General features: G+C 36.0%; 14 protein-coding genes. 9 read left to right on the top strand and 5 right to left on the bottom strand.

The features are described from left to right. Positions 1-32: 32 nt before the first annotated feature. From RIV7116_RS21595 to RIV7116_RS21585, 3 genes are all read left to right on the top strand, one after another. Complete coding sequence (locus RIV7116_RS21595) at positions 33-611, top strand: Uma2 family endonuclease (protein WP_015120442.1); 579 nt, start codon at positions 33-35, stop codon at positions 609-611. A gap of 183 nt (positions 612-794) precedes the next feature. Continuing rightward, the gene (locus tag RIV7116_RS21590) at positions 795-1,451 is read left to right on the top strand and encodes a nuclease-related domain-containing protein (RefSeq protein WP_052330846.1); all 657 of its coding nucleotides are present in this window, start codon (positions 795-797) and stop codon (positions 1,449-1,451) included. 724 nt (positions 1,452-2,175) lie between these two features. Further along, the gene (locus RIV7116_RS21585) at positions 2,176-5,538 is read left to right on the top strand and encodes an AAA domain-containing protein (RefSeq protein WP_015120440.1); all 3,363 of its coding nucleotides are present in this window, start codon (positions 2,176-2,178) and stop codon (positions 5,536-5,538) included. Here RIV7116_RS21585 and RIV7116_RS35085 read toward each other — a convergent pair. Next, complete coding sequence (locus RIV7116_RS35085) at positions 5,531-6,937, bottom strand: SUMF1/EgtB/PvdO family nonheme iron enzyme (protein WP_015120439.1); 1,407 nt, start codon at positions 6,935-6,937, stop codon at positions 5,531-5,533. The two genes, RIV7116_RS21585 and RIV7116_RS35085, sit on opposite strands and share 8 nt — an antisense overlap. 87 nt (positions 6,938-7,024) lie before the next feature. Between RIV7116_RS35085 and RIV7116_RS21575 the strand changes: the two genes are divergently transcribed. Both RIV7116_RS21575 and RIV7116_RS21570 read left to right on the top strand, forming a co-directional pair. Further along, a complete protein-coding gene (locus RIV7116_RS21575) occupies positions 7,025-8,218 on the top strand; it encodes an ATP-grasp domain-containing protein (protein WP_015120438.1) in 1,194 nt (397 codons plus the stop codon). Positions 8,219-8,453: 235 nt separating this feature from the next. Continuing rightward, entirely contained in the window at positions 8,454-9,773 is a 1,320-nt protein-coding gene (locus tag RIV7116_RS21570) for a Na+/H+ antiporter NhaC family protein (RefSeq protein WP_015120437.1), read from the top strand. Between the two features lie 99 nt (positions 9,774-9,872). On the opposite strand, the gene RIV7116_RS21565 is transcribed toward RIV7116_RS21570, so the two are convergent. The 3 genes from RIV7116_RS21565 to RIV7116_RS21555 form a co-directional block, all read right to left on the bottom strand. Next, positions 9,873-11,006, bottom strand: coding sequence for a C1 family peptidase (locus tag RIV7116_RS21565; RefSeq protein WP_015120436.1), 1,134 nt, complete (start codon positions 11,004-11,006; stop codon positions 9,873-9,875). 312 nt (positions 11,007-11,318) lie between these two features. Further along, positions 11,319-12,467, bottom strand: coding sequence for a protein-L-isoaspartate O-methyltransferase (locus RIV7116_RS21560; protein WP_015120435.1), 1,149 nt, complete (start codon positions 12,465-12,467; stop codon positions 11,319-11,321). A gap of 75 nt (positions 12,468-12,542) precedes the next feature. Beyond that, entirely contained in the window at positions 12,543-13,325 is a 783-nt protein-coding gene (locus RIV7116_RS21555; RefSeq protein ID WP_015120434.1) for an ABC transporter permease, read from the bottom strand. Between the two features lie 82 nt (positions 13,326-13,407). Here RIV7116_RS21555 and RIV7116_RS21550 point away from each other — a divergent pair, with 82 nt between their 5' ends. The 3 genes from RIV7116_RS21550 (at position 13,408) to RIV7116_RS21540 (ending at position 17,329) form a co-directional block, all read left to right on the top strand. Continuing rightward, positions 13,408-14,031: an exopolysaccharide biosynthesis protein gene (locus tag RIV7116_RS21550; RefSeq protein WP_015120433.1), complete on the top strand. Its 624-nt coding sequence runs from the start codon at positions 13,408-13,410 to the stop codon at positions 14,029-14,031. 283 nt (positions 14,032-14,314) lie between these two features. After that, positions 14,315-14,752, top strand: a complete 438-nt coding sequence (locus RIV7116_RS21545) for a hypothetical protein (RefSeq protein WP_015120432.1) — start codon at positions 14,315-14,317, stop codon at positions 14,750-14,752. 48 nt (positions 14,753-14,800) lie between these two features. Further along, on the top strand, positions 14,801-17,329 hold the full coding sequence (locus RIV7116_RS21540) for a tetratricopeptide repeat protein (protein ID WP_371261661.1): 2,529 nt from the start codon (positions 14,801-14,803) through the stop codon (positions 17,327-17,329). 505 nt (positions 17,330-17,834) lie between these two features. Here RIV7116_RS21540 and RIV7116_RS21535 read toward each other — a convergent pair. Beyond that, a complete protein-coding gene (locus tag RIV7116_RS21535; protein WP_015120430.1) occupies positions 17,835-19,790 on the bottom strand; it encodes an alpha/beta fold hydrolase in 1,956 nt (651 codons plus the stop codon). Between the two features lie 289 nt (positions 19,791-20,079). On the opposite strand from RIV7116_RS21535, the gene RIV7116_RS21530 reads away from it, so the two are divergent. Further along, on the top strand, positions 20,080-20,736 hold the full coding sequence (locus RIV7116_RS21530; protein ID WP_044292153.1) for an HAD-IB family phosphatase: 657 nt from the start codon (positions 20,080-20,082) through the stop codon (positions 20,734-20,736). The last annotated feature ends 386 nt before the right edge of the window (positions 20,737-21,122 follow it).

Genomic DNA, 21,122 nt, shown 5'->3' with positions numbered 1-21,122 from the left:
GATAGAGGGAATAATTATTAATATAAAATTGTATGACTTCACTTACATTCAACTTAAATCCGATAATTAAACTTACCCGAGAACAATTTTATCAACTATGTGAAATAAACCCAGAATTAAAACTAGAACGTAACGCTGAAGGGGAATTAATTGTTATGCCACCCACAGGAGGAGAAACGGGGAGAAGTAACTCTAGTATTAACGCTCAAATATATTTGTGGAACGAAGAAAAGCAACTCGGCGAAGTTTTTGATTCATCAACTGGATTTACATTACCATCTGGTGCAGACCGTTCGCCAGATGTTTCTTGGGTAGAAAAGTCTCGTTGGAATGGTTTAACAAAGGAACAAAAAGAACAATTTATTCCTCTTTGTCCCGATTTTGTGATTGAAATCATGTCACCTTCCGATAATGTGAAAAAACTGCAAAATAAGATGATTGAATATATTGAAAATGGCTGCCGTTTGGGTTGGCTGATAAAGCGTAAAAAGCAGGAAGTAGAAATTTATCGTCCTGGTAAAGATGTCGAAGTTTTGAGATTACCTGAAACTCTTTCTGGAGAAGACATTTTACCTGGATTTGTGCTTAATATGCAGAAAATTTGGGAATAATATATTTTGGGTAATGCTGTAACAGTAAAACAAAGAAATAATTATCAATAATATTAGTAACACTGATAATTTTGTTTTGGCAATAATTAACAGTAGTTTTTTAAACGTAAAGTTAAGTATCAAATATGCTGAAAAAGCTTAATTATAATACATACTTTTAATATATTTTAACTAACTAAAAAGTTGTCAACAAGAATAAAACAACCGGGTGAATATATCCGTAAATTAGCTAGAAAAAGAAAGTTATCAGCAATGATACGTTATTTTCTAGCTGCGGGTGTTGCAATAGCAACACTATGTTTATTTATTATTTACAGTACTTCTTCAATAGGAGTTTTGTTTTTATTTACGGGTTTCAGTAGTTCATACTATTTTTATCGTAGCGGTAAATACTTTCAACAACGAGCTTTAGATGCTCGACGCGGTGCTAAAGCCGAAACTGATGTAGCCGATATATTAAATGTCTTAGAATTACAAAAATGGCAAATTGAATATAATTTGCGAATAAAAAAATGGGGAGATGCCGATATAGTGTTGCATTCACCCAAAGATAACTGGTACGTAATTGATGTTAAGTCTCATGGTGGAACAAAAATATCTGAAAGCGGACGTTTAAGAAGACGTTATGGTAAAAATATTTATGATTTTAGAGAAGGCAATCTACTTTATAAAGTGAAAGGACAAGCAAAAGAAGTTAGGCTTTTGAAAGGTATAAAGTGGGTAACTGCAATGCTTTGTTTTACCAGGGGTGGTGTAGATATTTCTAATGATGAAGTTAATGGCGTTTATGTAGTTAGTCTCGGTAATTTGGTTGATACTTTGTTGAGATTAGATAAGTGAATGGGTTCTTTATCATTTCTCTAAAAGTATTAGGAATAGCCGCAAATGGCACATTGTATTGTAGAGCCAGCAAAAGGCGGTGTAGATTAACTTCGGGCTTTATTCCTGTTAATTAACACTTTGAGCAATTTTAAACGTAATAATAAGTCTTGTATAGCAATCCTAAATCATATATGAGAAATTACGTAATTTAACTAGAGTATTTATTAAGGTCAGTATTAATCTACTTTATTGCCTTAAAGCTTAATTTAGCGTCAAAACAAGAATTAAAAATTTAACTTACTTATTTGAATAAAGCTCAGTATTTTCTCATGATTCATCTAGGATTGCTATAGTATCACGCACCAACGCTCGTATTGTGACAAAGGCAAAATTAATTGTGTATAGTCATTGCGAGGAACGAAGCAATCCCAATAACTTCAAGCTTTCAGTGCGGGTAAAATTAATTTTGCACGACTACTTATCAGTAGTGTTTTTACTGTATTACTTTTATTGATACAAATGATTATTTGATTGTAGCTTAAAAATTTTTTGGAAGTATGGATTAGATCGCTGCTTTTAAAGTTTCAGTAACACTCAAATCTTCTTTTAATTAATCTCTTATTTACTTACAGAGAATAATTGGCACCAAGAAAACCTCGATCGCTTGTAAAATTTGCTTAGTATTATATTAAACTAATGTTATTCAGAGTATAAAACCCACCACAGTAATCTGGAGGTAGTCTTGAACGTAGCTAGAAAATTAGATTTAATTCTTGACGCATGGTTCGACTACATTGAGTTGGATGATTACAGTAATGCCAGAGTTCAAGCTGATGAAGAAGCTCGTAAAAAAGGTAAAGTATACGAAGATGGTGTGAGTTTAAATGGCGATCGCGTACTAATTGAACAACCTGAATTTTCAAAACTGCAAGATAAACTCAAACCAGGAAAGAAATCTCAACAAGAGATAACATGGGTGTTGTCATTTCCACAAGTTATTGATACTGATAAGAAAAAATTTTTGTGTCCTTTATTTAGCTTGGATGTTACATCTATCCTCAAAGGGGAATATCAACAGGAAGGATGGAATATTGATGAACTGAAGGTTACCGAAGCTGGAGACAACTTAGCTAGATTTTTAAGGTTGGATGAGGAACAACGGGAAAATTTGATTACTCAGGATGGGTTGCGGGTATTTCTGGAAACAAGTTTTGAGATGAAGTTTCAAACTTACAAGCAATGGATGCAGAATGTAAGTAGTTCTCGTTACCGAATTAAACGACAACCATATTTATTTGAGTGGGGTGGAGGGGGATTTTCTTATAATCTTAAGGCAGATTTTAAAGACATTAAATCAGGTGATAAAAAGTGGTCAAAAGGACATCCTGCTCGTGAATATCTATTCGGTGTACCTCAACCAGCGGAACATGAAGTTGCTTATATGGGTGCTTTTCCTACTGAATATCCACCAGCTAATTCACAATTAACTGCGATAAAACATTCTCAAAGCGAACCTATAACTGCTGTACAGGGACCACCGGGTTCTGGAAAAACCACTCTTATTCTTCATGTCATCGCTCAACAGGTAGTTAAACGTGCTATTCATTTAATTGAAACTGGTGAAGATATTAATAATTTGACGGTTATTAGCAGTACTAATAATAAAGCAGTTGATAATGTGGTTGATAAATTGGATGAAGAATTAGAAGATGAATTATTTTATTTAAAAGGTGGTAATAAAAAAACTATTAGTGAGAATGCTGTCATAAAATTACAATCAGCAATTAATTATTTACAATTAAATCATTTTGATGAGAGTAATCACGATACTATTGCAGAAGAAATAAAAAATATCCAAGCATACTTGAACGAACAAGAGAAGAATTATTTAAATTTACGCGCTCAACGTAAGTTAGATGAGGAGAAAAAACCTCAGCTTGAGTCAAAAATACAAGTACTTGAATCAAAATTAGAGAAATCGAAGACTTCTAAAAATCGATATGAAGCTGGAGCTACGGAATTAGAACAATTTGCACAACTTCCAATTGAAGTATATAAAAAAATTAAAGTTATTTTTGAAAATGAGCTATCACAGTTACCAGGGAGTAATTTACCTTGGTGGAAAAAATTCTGGCTGTGGTTAACTGGCACAAATGAAAAAAAGATTTTGCGTAGAACTCAGAAAAAATGTGAACCATATATTCTACAAACTATTGATACCCCTTTTGAAGTAGAAAATCCAATTAGTCGTACTGTTTTAGTTCAACAAACAAGACAGGTTGAAGAAAGACTTGAACGAGTAAGAGAGTTACAAAATATCAAGGAAGAATTACAAGAATTATCTGATAAAATTGAGCGTTATGATAACCAACTGAATACATTACTTACAGAATTAACAACCATAGAGAAAAGGTTAGAATCTCAACTGAAAGATTTTTATCATTATTTTCATAGTGATTATCACGAGAAACACAAAAAATTATTTAGATTATCCCAGGAATTTCTGACTCAACAAGCACTTTGCAATCAAGAGAGTGTAAAAGCTTCTTTAGAACTATACAAAAGCTTTCTTTCAGGAAACTGGAAAGATATACGTAAAATAAAAGAAAATCTAGACGAACATCTAAAGAATGTCAGTTTGATGTTTCCCGTCATCACCACTACATTACATTCAATCCGAAATATGCTCCCTTGGATTGAACAATGCGTTGACCGCACAATTTTAGACGAAGCAGGAATGATTGATCAACACAAAGCTTTTCCTTTATTAGTGCGATCGCATCAAGCTATTATAGTCGGAGACCCGTTACAAATTGAACCTATAATTACTTTAAGTCGAAAAAGACGGGAGAACTATCGTCAAACAGCGTTTCTTGATAAAGGATTAGCTGAAATTGATTACCATCGTTACAGTCCAGAAGAAGAATATAGCGCTACTACCTATCATCGAGCTGCTGGAGCTAGTGGGGAAGATGAAGATAAAGGTAAGGGAATTAAATTAAGAGAACATTATCGCTGTCAACCTCAAATTATCGAATATTGCGATAATATTGCTGGATATGGCTTAGAAGTGATGACAGAAACAACTCCCTCACTATTGGGAACAAATTTGATTGCTCATAACATTGAAGGAAATATCATAAATAATGTAAATCAAGAAGAAGTAACAGCGGTATGTGAGTTAGTACAGCATTTAGTTAATCAAGGTTATTCATTAGAAGATATAGGCGTAATTTCACCATTTAAAATTCATTCAGGTGCGTTAAAAGAAAGTTTAACTCAAAAATTTTCTAGATTTGATAAAAACTCTATTGGAACCGTTCACACTTTTCAAGGTGCTGAGAAAAAGGTTATTATTCTTTCTACTATGGCTTGTCGTTCTCAAGATAGTGGTAAGATTGTTTGGATTAACAGACGACCAAATCTTCTCAACGTCGCTGTTTCTAGAGCGAAAGAATTATTTATTTTAGTTGGTAATCTTTACAGGTTAGAGGAAGGTGGAAGTTATACCCGTCAGCTTGTAGAACATATTCGGGAAAATGGAGATATTAATGATTACAAATTTGAAAGAGAAGTTCCTCAATTAAAACCACAAGATAATCCGGTTTATGATTGCGAACACTTAGAAATTTTTAAAGATGCTATTGAACAAGCTGAAGAAGAATTAATTATTGTCACACCTTGGATTCGTGGTAGTGAATCCAAACGATTTGCTGATGATATTGTTTCAGCTTTGGAAAGAGGAGTTAAGGTAATAGTAATTTACGGTAATCTAAACAGTAGAGATGTTGAAAATGATAATAATGATGCATCATTGGAGAAAGATTTAACAGAATTATTTTCTGATTATTCTAATTCCCATTTCACCCGCTTAGGTGGAGATAAGCATCTTGAAAGTGAAGGAACTAACGAAAAAATCCTGGTTTGCGATAGTAAATTTGCTATTATTGGAAGTTGGAATTGGCTTTCTCATCCTTATAGAAGACAATGTAACAGGTCATCGATTAATCCCAACCTTCAGATTCGTCGAGAAACAAGTATTAAGCTTTCTAATTCAACTTCTATTGAAGATGTAAAAGCAAGAATTTATCCATTAATTAGATAATAACTCGAAAACCGAATTCTTTTTTGCCAACCATTGGATTTCCAGCAGAGCGAGATGCACTACGACATAAGTAAGGAAAAGAATCCCAGGAAGCACCGCGCAAAATACGATATTCCTCATCTTGATTATCTACCCAAACGCTACCATCAGTTGGTGCATCATGATAATTTTCATGTTCTGTGTCTGCACACCATTCCCAAACTAACCCGTGCATATCATACAATCCAAAATTATTTGCAGGGAAACTACCTACTTTAGTTGTCTGTTGACGATAAATTCCCGGAATTTCCTCACAATAAATTCCTTTATAAATTTTACCGTTAATATTTTTATCTTGTCCGCGATAGTTAGCTAATTTTGTGGTAATTGTTTTACCAAAATGGAATGGAGTTGAATTTCTAGCTCGACAAGCATATTCCCATTGTGCTTCGCTGGGTAAGCGATATATTCTTCCTGTTTTATGTGATAATCGCTCGCAAAATTCTTGTGCATCATACCAAGAAACTAGTTCTACAGGTAATTCTAATCCTTTAAAATAAGATGGTTCAAGTTTAAGTTCGCGTTTAATTTTGGGTAGATTTGCAACAAATTTCCATTGGGCTTGAGTAATAGGATATTTGCCTATAAAAAATGGTTGTATAGTAACTATATGTTGCGGACGTTCGTTTTCATCAGATGCTTTTTCATCAATTGAAGCACCCATTGAAAACTTACCACCAGGAATAGAAACCATTTCTAATACAGTTTCATTATCCAGATTTTCTGTAAAATATTTAGCTTGCTCATAGCAACGTTTAATTTCTTTACCTTGACTATCTAGAGTTACAACTTCAAACTCAAAATTTGTCAGCTTTGGTGGGGGTGCTCGAAAATCTAGTTGCGTTGGTGAATTTGTTGTATCTACATTTTTACTTTCAGTTTTCTGAAGCGTCTGTTGTAAATCTCTTAGAATAGCTTTCGTTTCTTCATCGATAAATTGATTAGTGATGCGATCGCCAAATTGAACTTCTCCTCCAGTTATCTGTCCAATATTATTGATAAACTTACCATTTTGTGATTTGCTTTCTAACCCATCATCAGCTATCTGTGGAGATTCTCTTAGCTCGACAATATTCTTCTCATCATTAAATTCATTACATATAGACTCTTGAAATTCTCTTAATTCTTGATTTCCTGGATTTCCTTTAATTGCAGCGCCAATTAATTCTTCTAATTTACCTTGCGATTGCGCCCAGTCAATTAAATCGAAAACTATTTCATTAAGATTCTCTCCCCCAGCAATAGCATCTAGGTTTTCTTCCAATTCATCAGAAACCATCATCTTTAATTTAGCTTTGCTGGGATAAGCGTTAATTATAGCTTGACGTAATTTCTTGCGTTCGGAACCTGCTAAACCCATAAGGATGTTTGAGAATCGCTTGTTTGAGAAGATAAAACATTGTAATTTGCATCTTACATTAGTAATGCGGGTATTGGAAGAAATACAATGAATACAAATATTAAACCAGCAGAATTAAATTACTGCTTCATTTCCGGTTCAGTTCTTTCTCCTTCATTATTAAATGCAATCCAACGTTGGGGAATTTCTGTTTACGTTGAGCCGTCAACACCACCTTTACCAGAAACAATTAATATTCTTGAGAATACAGAAGCAGCGTCTTTAATTCAAGATCAAGATGCAACAGTAATGATGAATTGGGAAGCAAGTCTTGCTTTTATTATCGAAAATCTTCCACAGCAACGTTTAAATCAAGTTAAAGCTTTTAAAAATAAAGTTATTTTTCGAGAACTTGTTAAGGAATTATATCCAAATTTATTTTATCAAGAACTTACAAGGGATAATTTGCGGGATTTTCAGTTACCGAAGGAAGTTGAAAATGTTGTATTAAAACCAAGTTTGGGAACTGCTTCTATAGGAATTCGGACAATAAAAGGACAACAAGAATGGGGAAAAGCGGTAGATTCTGTTCTTAAAGATATTGATGTAGCTAAAGAACATATGAATCCGGCGATGTTAAATGATGCTTCTTTTCTTGTAGAAGAATTTGTCGATGGGGATGAGTTTGCTTGTGATGGTTTTTGGGATAGTAACGGAAAGACGGTAATAACTGGGATTTATCAACATCCTTTTGCATCTAGTTTAGATGTTAGCGATACGGTTTACTATACTTCTACGAAAGTGTTAGCTCAAACAATCGAACCGACAATGCAGGTATTAGAGCATATTGGAGCTAAGTTGGGGATGCGTCGTTTTCCATTTCATTTTGAGTTTAGGAAGTCTAATAATCAAATATTTCCTATTGAATTGAATCCGTTACGATTTGGACAAGTAGCGCTTCCAGATATAACGGAATATGCTTTTGGTTTTAATCCCTACGATTTGTTTTTTACGGATAAAGCACCAGATTGGGATTCTTTGTTAAATGATGCAAGTAATTCTAAAGTTTATGCTTTTGTGCTTGCGGATATTCCTGCAAAATATGAACCCGACAAATACAGCTTTGATGAGAAATCTTTTTGTAATAGCTTTGGAAATAGATTATTAAATTATCTTCCTAGCAATCCGCAAATTACTCCTTTTTTCGGGGTAGCTCATGTTGTTGCTGATAGGGTTGAAGAAATTTTAGCATATCTTAATCTTGATTTTGAGGGTTTTTTGAGGGGTAGAGAAAAAGATTAAGAGAATAAAACGGGAGCATCCCAATTTTGAACAAATATTTTACCCAACACCCTAGAAGGGCATAGGTGGGCTTTGTAATATTAGCCCCAGACTTATAGTCTCAGGGCTTTTTGCCGCCATTGGGATGCTCCCAATAAAACCGCAGAGGGCGCAGAGGGAAGAGGTAGATTAAGTATCCTCTTTTTCAATTACAATTGCATAACGCATATCTTGGTTAGGAAATAAGGAATGGAGAATGGATTTAATCTTCTTTCTAGTTTTTTCGTTTGTCTTACTTTTAATTAGCGCTTTCAAGGGATATTTTATTGTTTATCCTTTGCTAATCTCTATAACTGCTTTATTTTTATTACTTTTAAAAAGAGGTTTTAGGTTAAACAAACTATTTGCTTTAGCTTGGAATGGAAGTAAAAAATCTTTTTCGGTTATATATATTCTCCTATTAATTGGAGCAGTTATATCTATCTGGATGACAGCGGGAACTGTACCGGCTATTGTCTATTATGGTATTCAATTTATTCATCCCTCCTATTTTATTGTTTCAGCTTTTATCCTGTCACTTTTGGTTTCTTTGTTAATCGGTACTTCATTCGGAACAGTAAGTACAATCGGTATTGCTTTGATGATTATGGCAAGTGGGAGTAGCGTCAATCCTCAAATTACTGCGGGTGCGATTATTGCTGGTGCTTATTTTGGCGATCGCTGTTCTCCGATGTCTTCTAGTGCAAATTTAATTGCGATAATTACTCAAACTAAAATCCACACTAATGTGAGAAGGATGCTAGCAACAACTGTTTATCCTTTGGTTGCTTCTACTATCGTTTATTTGCTGATTTCTATTGCTAATCCGGTAGAATTTGAACGTCAAAGTATTACTTCTGAAATTGCTAGATTATTCAACGTTAATCTGATTGTACTTTTACCTGCATTTGCGATTTTATTACTTGCTTGGTTGCGGGTGGAAATAAAAATATCTATGTTGGTAAGTATATTAATTGGTCTATTTATTAGTATATTTATTCAAGGTTATTCTTTGACTGAGATTTTTCGATATATTTTTCTAGGTTTTGAATTAACGGAAGATAGTAGCTTGAAAAATATTATTCTTGGAGGTGGTATATTTTCAATGGCTAGAGTTTCTCTAGTTGTGATTGTTTCTACAGCATTTGCTGGAATTTTCGCCGGAACTAAAATTTTAGAATATGTACGGGTATTTTTAAAAAAAGCTAAATCTAGGTCTAATTTATTTTTAGCTACGAATCTTGTCGGTATAGCTGCCGCTGCATTTGGCTGTACTCAAACAATTGCAATTCTGTTAACTGAAGAGTTAGTAAAAGATAATTATTATAAAAATAATTTAGATAATTATCAACTTGCAGTGGATTTAGAAAACTCTGTAGTTGTGCTTTCTCCTTTAATTCCTTGGAATATTGCCGGTTTGGTTCCAGCTACTATTTTGATGACAGATTCGGGGTTTATTCCCTTTGCATTTTATCTTTATTTTGTGCCTTTATTTAATTATTTTGAGATGAGAATTAAGGAAGGAACTGGTAAGTAGTCAGGTGTCATTAAATATAAGATAGAGAACCTCACCCTCAATCCCTCTCCTTACTAAGGAGAGGGAAGCCGGAGGCAGGGTGAGGTTTTATATTTAGTTTTAATATTCCTCTTCTTCGTCTTCCTCCTCATCATCAAGAGTAAAGAAATAATCTTCATCTATTGCATATTCTTCACAAAGCGCTTCTAATTTTTCAAGGAATTCTTCCTCTTCGTCAATTGCAATATCAAAGTTCAAGATATTAACAATATAATTGTCTGCATCTTCTTCTTCATATTCATAATCAAAATAGTAATCTTCTTCTGATTCAACATACTCTTGACAAAGTGCATCTAGTCGCTCAATAAAATTATCCGGCTCATCCGTAGTGACGTAAAAATCATAAAGAAATAGTTCTCCCTCACCAGCGAAAAATGATTCATCATCTTCCCAAACCCCAGCACTAAAGTCTGTATCGCTGAGAGATTTTATAATCCATGAATCGTGTGCATTGTAGTCTTGGTGAATTATATAGTCATAGGGAATATAGCAATATCCATTATCTCCCCACTCCGAACCCCATGAATTTCGGACGATAAACATCCGATCTTTATCCGAATATCCCACACAGAGCATAGCGTGCCATGCATGAGTTTCGCGAACATTATCGCTATCCTTGGGAATAGGTACGCGACCACGATTTCTTGTACTTTCGCCAAAAGACTTGAATAAATTGAGAGCAAAAGCGATTGGATAACCTTCAGCTAAAGTATGTCTCCATAAATTCAAGTCAGTTTTAATAAACTCGCAATCAGTAATTTTAAAATTAGCAGCGTGTTCGTAAGCATCAGTATCGGGTTCCGAGCATAATAACTCCTCATCATTAGGCCAAATTTCCTCAGAACAAGCACCATTTTCTACAAGGCTTTTGATTGCATAATACATTCCGGTTCCCCCATCTTCTTGATGGCAATTATGCTGCATCCGAGCGTTATAGTAGACAAACAAGCGACTGACATCTTCAGAGTACCCAATACTACGTTTTGCTAAGTATTCATACGCTCCTACAAAAGCATTAGCAACACAACTATTTCCTACCTGTTCTTCAACCTCGGTCATATATTCACGCAAATCAACCTTGGGTGGTAACTCTTGTTCTTGAAAACGCTCGGCGCTATGATGCTTAGTATCTTCCGGCTTATTTCCTGCTTGATAACCACCAACACGATACTTGCGGTTTTCAGCTAACATCATAATTGCTCCTCCCTTACAACTTGCTCTGGATAATTTGATGTTGAGCTTAGAGTACCCAAAAATAATTCGATAATTTATACTATTAAATTTATTTTTGAGTCGTAGGTTGGGTTAGACGCACGACACAATTTAATAACTAACCAACTGATTTATTTTGCGTCGTAACCCAACAATAATATAGTGCTGTTCGTTGAGTTAAATACCACAAGGGAAACCTCACCCCGCCTGCGGCACCCCTCTCCTTATTAAGGAGATGGGAAAAAGGTTTTTTCTTTGGTATTTATAAATAGTATTAGATGTTATGAAACTTGTTTATAGAGACAAAAACTGATGGTAGAACTTTCGTTTAATATTCCATCCCTTTTTAGAAGATGTTGCTGCTTTTGGTGATGGTTGAAACTCAATTTCATAATCAAAAGCACTTGGTTTACCTAACTCTAACCAGTTTTCGTATAGTTTCTGTAATCTATTGTAGAGTTTTCTATTACCTTTGAAAAATATACAGTTTTTTTGCGGACTAATCAGAATTATTCCTTCTTGTTTATCATACAAACCATATCCCGGAGGTTTGATATCCCAAAAAGCACGGGAATCGGATATTGTAATAAAATAATAGAAATTAACTGGGAAAGCAGACCACATAAGAAAGTTGTTGGTATGCTCAACTTCGAGGTTATCAAATAAGGGGAGTTCCTCAAACTCTTCAATAGGAACCGAATTCATAAAACCAAAAGGTGCAGGTTCATCCGCAAATTCATCTCCTTTAAAAGGCATAAAACCAGAAATACCAACTACTTTACCTTTTAGCCTGTCTTCTTGCTGCCAAATTTTGACTAAAGGAGTCCAACCTCCATGATGTAACGGTAATATCATTAAACCAGAAGTCGAAAGCTGATTTACCCAGTGAGGTGAAATATCAAAACACCCAACAGTTGCAATAATTCTATCGTATGGTGCTTCTTCTTCGACACCGTAAAAGCCATCGCGCAACACTAAATTAATATTTGGATAGCCTGCATTAGACAGTAATCTTTTAGTTTGAGCAATGACATCCTCTTGAATATCTACCGAGACAACTAGATTTTGATTGCCAACTATTTCCGATATCAGTGCAGAATTATAACCCGTACCTGTGCCAACTTCTAACACTTTAAGATTGGGAGAGAGCGCCAGCAATTCAATCATACGAGCCATTAACAAAGGTTCGGATGTTGAACTTGATGGGAAACCATTACTTATACGAGTAACAAGAGAATTATTAGAGTAAATCAGCTTTAAATGTTCCGAATCTGGATTACTTGATTTATGTTCAATTGGTTGTTGTAAATCCCTGGGAAGATAAAAAGTTTCTAGTAATTTATGACGTAAAACTTTGCTAAATGCCTTTTCCACCTCAATAGATTGTATGGCACCTAGTTCTTTTAATTCACTTACCAATTGATTTAAAAGATTTAATACCATTTAAATCCTCTCTCTTCCTTAAACTCAGCGCGACTCTGTGCCATTCTGCGTTTAAAAATATTATTACCTAAACCCCTAGCTCGAAGCACTAGTATAATATCTCAACGCAAACCGCCAAAATCTCGACGAAACAAAAAACAACACTAAAGCTAAAATTCCCGCACCTATAACCCAAGAAATTTGAGTTCTACCAAGCATCGCTTCCGCAGGTACCGTAGTTAAAAATGCCACCGGAACCACAAAAGTAAAAAATATCCGAAAAGTTGCTGGATAAGCCACCATCGGAAACCTACCCGCTTCCAATAACCCTCTTAAAACTTCCGTGACATTATATATTTTCACAAACCAAATACTCGTAGCTCCCAACATAAACCACAAGCTATAAAGAATTACCAAACCAAAAAACAGCGCCGGAATGCTCACAAGATAATCACCGATTCCCAAACCCAGGCGATTACCAGCGTAAATAATCATAATCGTACCGAAAATCAAATCCGAGATTCCCCAAGGTGAAACGGTGTGGGAAGAAAGCCAAAATTGACTGCGAATGGGTTTTAGCAAGACAAAATCTAAAGTTCCTTCCTGTACGTGACGAACAATGCGGTTTAAATTGGGAGAAAGGAAAGTTTCTGCAAAGCCCTGCAATAAAGTGTAGATTCCCACGACAATTAAAGCAGCTTCCCATTGCCAACCAGAAAAAGTATAGCCAGTACGGTAAAACAAAAACAAGCTAAACAAGCTCCCTGCAAGGTTTCCCACGCTGCTGAGAGTCGCAATAACAAAATTGACACGGTACTCCATTTCAGCCGCAATAGCAGCACTCCAGAACAATCTAATAACTTTTAAGTATCTTCCCATGATGAAAACAAGCAGCGCTTCCGGTATAGTTAATCTTCAGGTTGTATATTGTGCTTGATAAAACTGTATTCTTAATAATCTTATGGCTAAACTGTCCAAGGAATTGAACCGGTTTTTTTTTGAAGAGAAACGTGGTGATACCGTAACTTTAGAAAATGTCCTAGATTTAGCAGGGGAAAGAATTTTCGGATTTTTGTTTGTCATCCTCTCTTTACCTTCAGCTTTACCGCTCCCGGCACCAGTTATATCAATTCCCTTCGGAATTATCATGATAGTCTTAGCAGCGCAATTAATTATAGGTCGTCAAGAACCCTGGCTACCTGAAAAATTCGCAAAACGTCCTATCAAACTTGAAACAGCACAAAAATTTATCAAAGCTGGAATACCTCTTTTACAGAAAATCGAAGCAGTAAGTCGTCCCCGTTTACCATTCGTTTGTACTACTATTCCCGGAAAAATCATTATTGGATTAGCCATTGCTTTAATGTCAAGCTTCATGATGATTCCCATTCCCGGAACAAATACCTTACCAGCAATTGGCATATTTGTAACCGGATTTGGATTATTAGAAGACGACGGTGCAATTAGTTTGGGAGGTTTAACTATTTGTGCGATCGCTGCAATTTTAATTGGTTCGGTTTTTGCAGCTTTGATTTGGGGTGGTACGAGTTTAATCGATCAAATTAAAACTATGTTGAAAGGATAAAATAATTGGGCATGGGGGATAGGGCATGGGGCATTGTTAAAATGCTACTCCCCGCTCGCTCTAAAATTACCGAAAATATAGCCATTTTCAGTTGAATAGAATACACGAAACGACTTCCCTTCCCTTCTCCTTAATAAGGAGAGGGGAAGGGAAGGCGGGGTGAGGTTCCGAAGCTGTATTACACTCAAGTGAAAACCGCTATATTCAAGAATTTTTACTTTTACGGAATATTTAAAATTATTTATGTATCCTGTAATGTAATTTCCCCTTGATAAAAACGGTTATGGAAGCTATTACAGCCAGTGCGATCGCGACTCTTGCTTTTACTAAAGCTTTTGAAAAGTCCATTGAAAAGTTTACTGAGGCAACTTGGAATAAAATTGACTCGCTACGCAAAAAGATTTGGCTGAAATTCGGTAACAATCAAGCAGCACAAAATGCTTTAACTGCTGCGGATAAAGGCTCTGGGCAAGATTTGGATTTAGTTGCTCAATACTTAGAGAAAGAAATGGAATGGGATACAAGTTTTGCTCAAGAAGTACAAAACCTAGCCCGTGAGATTCAGCAAGAAATTAATATCGGTGAAATGCAGGGTGAAAATGTACTAATTGTTAATAGTGGAGAAGGAAATCAATATAATAATAAAGATAACAAAGCACCCATTTTTCAAGGTGTAAAAGATAGCCCTATTACTATTAATTACAATAATCCCAATTCTTGACTACAGTCGTCGGGAAGGGAACCGACAAAGTATCATCCCATCAAATATATACCAAAAATTGGTAATCCAAATTTTGTCGGACGAATAAATGAACTTGTCAAAGTACATGAGGAATTATATCAACACAAAAATAATAGAGTCGCTATTTCTGCTGTGTCGGGAATGGGTGGTGTTGGGAAAACTGAATTAGCGATACAGTACGCACGAAAATACTACGATGATTATTCTGGGGGGATTTGTTGGTTAAATGTTAGAGATACCAATTTAGCTGCGGAAATTATTCAATTTATCCAGCAGAAAATGCGTTTGGAAGTTCCACAAAAAGATATCCAAGAAAATCCGCTGACTCTTGAGGAACAAGTAGCTTGGTGTTGGCAAAATTGGCAGCCACCTCAAGGTTTGGTATTGGTAATCTTAGATGATGTAACCGAATACAAAGAAATCAAAAAACTATTACCAAGAACTGATAATCAACGTTTTAAGTTATTAATTACCACTCGTCAACGAGGGTTAGATACAAATTTAGTTGATATAACCCTTGATATTCTTTCAGAAGATGAAGCGTTGTCGTTGTTGAGAGGTATTTTAGGTGAGGAAGATAAACGGATTGACAAGGAACTTGAAACAGCCAAAGATTTATGTAAATGGTTGGGTTATTTACCTCTTGGTTTGGAATTAGTTGGAAGATATTTGGTAGAAGATGCGGATTTATCAATCGCTGATATGTTGGAAGAGTTGCAAGAGGAGCGATTGAACAATGAAGCTATCAATCCCGAGTCAGATGATTTAGAAAATACAGAAATGACAGCTAGACTAGGAGTTCAAGCTGCATTCAATTTAACTTGGGAAAAACTTGAGAAAAAGACTCGGGAAGTTGGAGAGTTATTAAGTTTATTCAATCCCAATGAAATTGCTTGGGAGTATGTAGAGTCTGTTAGCGAGTCGTTAAGTTGGAAAAAGAAAGATGTTAAAAATGCGAAAAAGTTACTTCATGGACGCAATGTCATTAAAAGGTTAGAAGAAGGAGAAGCTAGCTATCAAATTCATCCTTTAATTCGCGAGTTTTTGAAAGTTAAATTACAAGCATCAGTACAAGCAAATGAATTTAAACAAGCATTTACCGATACTTTTATTGAAATTGGTGAAACAATTTCCAAAACACCAACTCTAGAATTTCGTAATTCTGTGAAAAATGCGATTCCTCATTTTACAGAAGTCCTTGAAAATCATCTTGATGGAGTTAGCGATGAAAATCTATATTGGGCTTTTTATGATATAGGGAGGTTTTACCAAGAACAAGGTTTGTATGCATTAGCACAACCTTGGTATGAACAATGTCTATCAACAGTGCGATCGCGTTTAGGAGAAAATCATCCCGATTTTGGGATGAGCTTAAACAAGTTAGCAGCAATCTATCAATGCCAAGGAAAGTATTCAGCAGCAGAACCACTTTTCATTCAAGCTTTGCAATTAATAAAACAACAACTTGGACAAAACCATTCCCGTTTTGCCGTTAGCTTGAACTATTTAGCTAGACTCTACTCCGAGCAAGGAAAATACTCAGCAGCAGAACCACTTTTCATTCAAGCTTTGCAATTAACAAAACAGCTACTTGGAAAAACCCATCCCCGTTTTGCGCTTGGCTTGAACAATTTAGCTTCACTCTACGAATCTCAAGGAAAATACGAACAAGCAGAACCTCTTTACATCGAAGCTTTGGAGTCATATGAACAGCAACTAGGAAAAAATCATACCCTTGTTGCACAATGCCTAAATAATTTAGCTTATCTCTACAACAAGATGGGAAGATACGAACAAGCAGAACCTCTTTATATCCAAGCTTTGCAATTAAGAAAACAACTTCTCGGAGAAAATCATCCTTCCTACGCAAACAGTTTGAACAATTTAGCTTGTTTGTACGACAACCAAGGAAAACACGAGCAAGCAGAACCTCTTTATATCCAAGCTTTGCAATTAAGAAAACAACTTCTCGGAGAAAATCATCCCCACACTGCAAGCAGTATAAACAATTTAGCTTGCTTATACTACAACCAAGGAAAGTACGAACAAGCAGAACCCCTTTATATCCAAGCTTTGGAATTAAGAAAACAACTTCTCGGAATTAATCATCCTCACACAGCAACCAGTTTGAACAATTTAGCTTTACTCTATTCCAATCAAGGAAAATACGAACAAGCAGAATCACTTTGTATCCAAGCTTTGCAATTAAGAAAAAAGCTTTTCGGAGAAAACCATCCCGACACTGCAAGCATTTTTAACAATTTAGCTTGCTTATACGACAACCAAGGAAAGTACGAAAAAGCAGAGCCCCTTTACATCCAAGCTTTGCAATTAACAAAACAACTTCAGGGAGAAAATCATCCCGACACTGCAGGCAGTTTGAACAATTTAGCTTATTTTTATAAAAACATGGGAAAGTACGAACAAGCAGAACCCCTTTATATCCAAGCTTTGGAGATTGTGGAACAGATTTTCGGAGAAACTCATCCGGATACTGTGCTTTATCGCAATAATTTGGAATATTTACGTGAAAAGAAGGGAGAAAGTGAGGGATGATTATTAGTTTTTGTCATTGCGAGTGAAACGAAGCAATCGCATTAACTCGTTGGTAGTGGAGATATTGGGATTGCTTCCTTCGTCGCAATGACGGTTTTCTTTGGTTACATCGGAATGAGAAAAAAACCGCAGAGAGCGCAGAGAGCGCAGAGGAAGAGTTAGAGAGAGGAAATTTAAATTAGTACCCTACAATTATAAAAATGGTTCTTCAGGTGCGTGACACTATAAAACTTCTTTTTCACTTTCAAAATTTCTCTAAGTGTCACAGCACCCTACAATTATTAAACAATGATTTAATCAATTCAAATTGAGAGCATCCCAATTGTGTCAAAACCCCGCAGGCTATAAGCCTGGGGCTACATAAACGAAGCCCACCTTCGTGGGCTACAAGATTTCTTAGCCCACGAAGGTGGGCTTGGCAATATTAGCCCCAGGCTTATAGCCTGTGGGGTTAAATATTTATTAAAAATTAGGATGCTCCCCATGCCCAATTACCCATTACCAATCACCCATTACCAATCAAAAACTCCTTAATAAACATCACGGTAGAATAAAACTGAAAGTCAATATTCTTCTTCTTCCTAAATCCATGCCCTTCATCTTTCGCCATTAAATACCACACCGGGACATCATTCTTTCTCACTGTTTCTACTATTTGTTCGGCTTCTATTAACGGTACTCTGGGGTCATTTTTACCGTGAATTACAAATAACGGCACTTTGATATTCTCAGCATTATTTGTCGGAGAAATTTTCTCTAGAAACTCTCGCATTTTTGGATCTCTTTCGTCTCCATATTCCACCCGTCGCAAATCTCTGCGATAACCTTTGGTATTTTCGAGGAAGGTGACAAAATTGGAAATCCCCACAATATCAATTGCAGCTTTAATTTTATCACTGTATTTCGTCGCCACAGCCAAAGACATATAGCCACCATAACTTCCCCCAGTAACTAAAATTTTATCTGCATCTAATTCCGGTTGCGTTGCTATCCAATCAAGTAATGTACCGATATCTTTAACAGAATCTTCCCGACGAAAACCATTATCTAACTTAGTAAAAGTCTTGCCGTATCCCGTCGAACCCCTGACATTAGGAAATATAACCGCAACCCCCAACTCATTCAGGTAGTAATTATATCTTCCCAAAAAAGAAGGACGAAACTGCGATTCCGGACCGCCGTGAATGTTGATAATAACCGGACGTTTTCCGGTAAACTTAGCGGGAGGACGATATAAAAAGCCGGAAATTGTTCTACCGTCGAAACTCTTCCACCTTACTAATTCAGCATCTGAGAAGCTGCTAGTATTTAAACCACCAGTTTCGCTTAATGTCCAACGCTCAACTTTGTTGTTGCGAATATTTAAAGAGTAAGCATCGGCAGTATATTTCGCTGAAATCAGTGTAAAACCTAAATCTTGGTTATTATTATGCCATCTGATACCGTAAACTTGACCGATAGGAAGCTTTGGTAAACGTTTGAAACGACGGGTAGCAGTATTTAATATGTGTAATACTCCAGTACCATCTTCGTTAGTAACGAAAGCTAAGAAATTACCGTCGTCGGAAAGGTCAAAATCTGTGACATCCCAACGAAATTTTTTGCTGAGATAGGTATGCTGCAAAGTATCGAGTTCAACATAAGCCAACCGGGAAAACTCGGAATCCCTATCTGTAATTACATATAAGCCTTTGCCATCTTTACTAAAATAACCGCCGTCGTAAGAAATCTTTTCTTCACCATATGAAGGTAATAGCCGTTGCTTCTCACCTGTAGAAGTATCAACCAACCATAGATAACTTTCATTCACCGAAACATACTGCAACGCTAAATATTTATCATCATTTGGCGACCAATCCAAACCGTACCAGCCACCACCTTCATTTTGGGTTAACAACTTATTGCTTGCGGGAATTTGCGGATTAATAATGTAAAAATCAGCATCATTACCCGTGCGGCGAGTGGAAGTGTAAATCATGCGATCGCCACGGTTAGACCATACACCACGACTGTTTTTTGATTCACCATCGGTTAATAGAGTAGTTTCCCCGGTATCTAAGTCATAGCGATAATTTTGGTTAAATTCATTACCTCCAGCATCTTTACTAAAGACAAAATAATTACCGTCGCTAGGTTGAAAACTCGCACCGCGAACGGGTTCTGGAAAGAACGTTAACTGTTGACGAGTAGCCAGGGGAGATTTAACATAATGTGTTTGTCGCGTATCTGCAAAACGGGTGGAAATCAGCATTTCACGCTTTGTGGGATGCCAGCTAGAAATACCAGCAGAACGAAACTGAGTATAGCGTTCAACTTTCTGTACTATATCTGAAGGAATTGACGGAATTCCCTCAACAACAAGATTGTCTCCAGGAGTAATAGGAGTAACAGCAGCAACCATCGGGATAGGTAGTAAGATTACTGCAAGCAGAGTAGCAAAAAATAAAGATAAAAATCGCATTTAATAATTATAAGTTGGTAATTGGCAATGGGTAATTGGTAATTGTTAACAGGGAAATTAGTTTGTAGGTTGGGTTAGGTTCACTGCAAATTTGCTTGTAAAGCAATAACTTAAATTTGAACCGTAACCCAACATAATATTCACTCACAATCATGGTGTTGGGTTACGACACGATTATCAAAGATTTCTGTTACAAGGGAAATTGACTTTTCGTGTCTAACCCAACCTACTAACTAACAATTAACAACCAAATATTGATAAGATGCTCGTGGTTATGGGTTTTGAAGATATGACGAGCCAATACGATAAGATTATTATTTTTGATTGCGACAGTACTTTGAGCAGTATTGAAGGGGTTGATGAGTTAGCACGTGCTGCTGGTGAGTCAGCTACTCAAGAAATTGAGAAAATGACTGCCCAAGCTATGGAAGGGAAGATTGCTTTAGAAAGTATTTTTGCAAAACGTTTGGAAATTATTCAACCTTCTGCCGATTCTGTTTCTAAAGTTGGTAAGTTATATATCGATACAGTTGAACCTTCCGCGAAGCAGGTTATTACAACTTTGAAAGATCGAGGTTGGACACCAATTATTTTGAGTGGTGGTTATCGTCAAGCAATCAAACCTTTAGCCGATTATCTTGGTGTAGAATTTATCGAAGCTGTTGACCTTTATTTTAACGAAGATGGCAGCTATCGCGACTTTGACCACAATTATCCCTCAACACGTAACGGTGGTAAACCCGAAGTTGTCAAAAGTTTACGAGAGAAATATTCTCCCAACAAAATAGTAGCTATTGGTGATGGTGTCAGCGATTTAGAAAGCAAACCCGTTATTGATATGTTTATCGGTTTTGGTAGATATGCAGTGAGAGAAAAAGTTAAGCAAGAAGCAGATTATTTTATTACCGATTTACAGGAAGTTGTTTCTTTAGTTGGTAATTGGTAATTCGTAGGTTGGGTTAGGTTAACTATCAATTAGTTGTAAACAAATAACGTAAATTTGAACCGTAACCCAACGTCAATTAGTTAATATTTTCTCAATTCAATAAATTACGGATTAAAAAAAACCGCAGAGGGCGCAGAGTACGCAGAGGAAAGAAGTAATAGAGATATATTCGTAGGTTGGGTTAGGTTAACTATCAATTAGTTCTAAACAAATAATCTATATTTGAAACGTAACCCAACATTATATTTATCCGCAATTTTAATGTTGGGTTACGACACGATAAACACAAATTTTAATTACAACCTGAATTTGTTTATGTCCTCCGGACACGCTTCGCGAACGTGTCTAACCCAACCTACTAACTACTAACTTCCCCTCTACTTAAT

This window comes from Rivularia sp. PCC 7116 (genome assembly GCF_000316665.1).
Taxonomy (GTDB): domain Bacteria; phylum Cyanobacteriota; class Cyanobacteriia; order Cyanobacteriales; family Nostocaceae; genus Rivularia.
This window is presented reverse-complemented; position numbering and strand designations above follow the sequence as displayed.

What these genes read in the sequence shown, in the direction of transcription:
- RIV7116_RS21595 (WP_015120442.1), top strand. Translation starts at nt 33, where the DNA reads ATGACTTCACTTACATTCAACTTAAATCCGATAATTAAACTTACCCGA.
- RIV7116_RS35085 (WP_015120439.1), bottom strand. Translation starts at nt 6,937, where the DNA reads ATGGGTTTAGCAGGTTCCGAACGCAAGAAATTACGTCAAGCTATAATT.
- RIV7116_RS21575 (WP_015120438.1), top strand. Translation starts at nt 7,025, where the DNA reads ATGAATACAAATATTAAACCAGCAGAATTAAATTACTGCTTCATTTCC.
- RIV7116_RS21570 (WP_015120437.1), top strand. Translation starts at nt 8,454, where the DNA reads ATGGATTTAATCTTCTTTCTAGTTTTTTCGTTTGTCTTACTTTTAATT.
- RIV7116_RS21565 (WP_015120436.1), bottom strand. Translation starts at nt 11,006, where the DNA reads ATGATGTTAGCTGAAAACCGCAAGTATCGTGTTGGTGGTTATCAAGCA.
- RIV7116_RS21560 (WP_015120435.1), bottom strand. Translation starts at nt 12,467, where the DNA reads ATGGTATTAAATCTTTTAAATCAATTGGTAAGTGAATTAAAAGAACTA.
- RIV7116_RS21555 (WP_015120434.1), bottom strand. Translation starts at nt 13,325, where the DNA reads ATGGGAAGATACTTAAAAGTTATTAGATTGTTCTGGAGTGCTGCTATT.
- RIV7116_RS21550 (WP_015120433.1), top strand. Translation starts at nt 13,408, where the DNA reads ATGGCTAAACTGTCCAAGGAATTGAACCGGTTTTTTTTTGAAGAGAAA.
- RIV7116_RS21545 (WP_015120432.1), top strand. Translation starts at nt 14,315, where the DNA reads ATGGAAGCTATTACAGCCAGTGCGATCGCGACTCTTGCTTTTACTAAA.
- RIV7116_RS21535 (WP_015120430.1), bottom strand. Translation starts at nt 19,790, where the DNA reads ATGCGATTTTTATCTTTATTTTTTGCTACTCTGCTTGCAGTAATCTTA.
- RIV7116_RS21530 (WP_044292153.1), top strand. Translation starts at nt 20,080, where the DNA reads ATGACGAGCCAATACGATAAGATTATTATTTTTGATTGCGACAGTACT.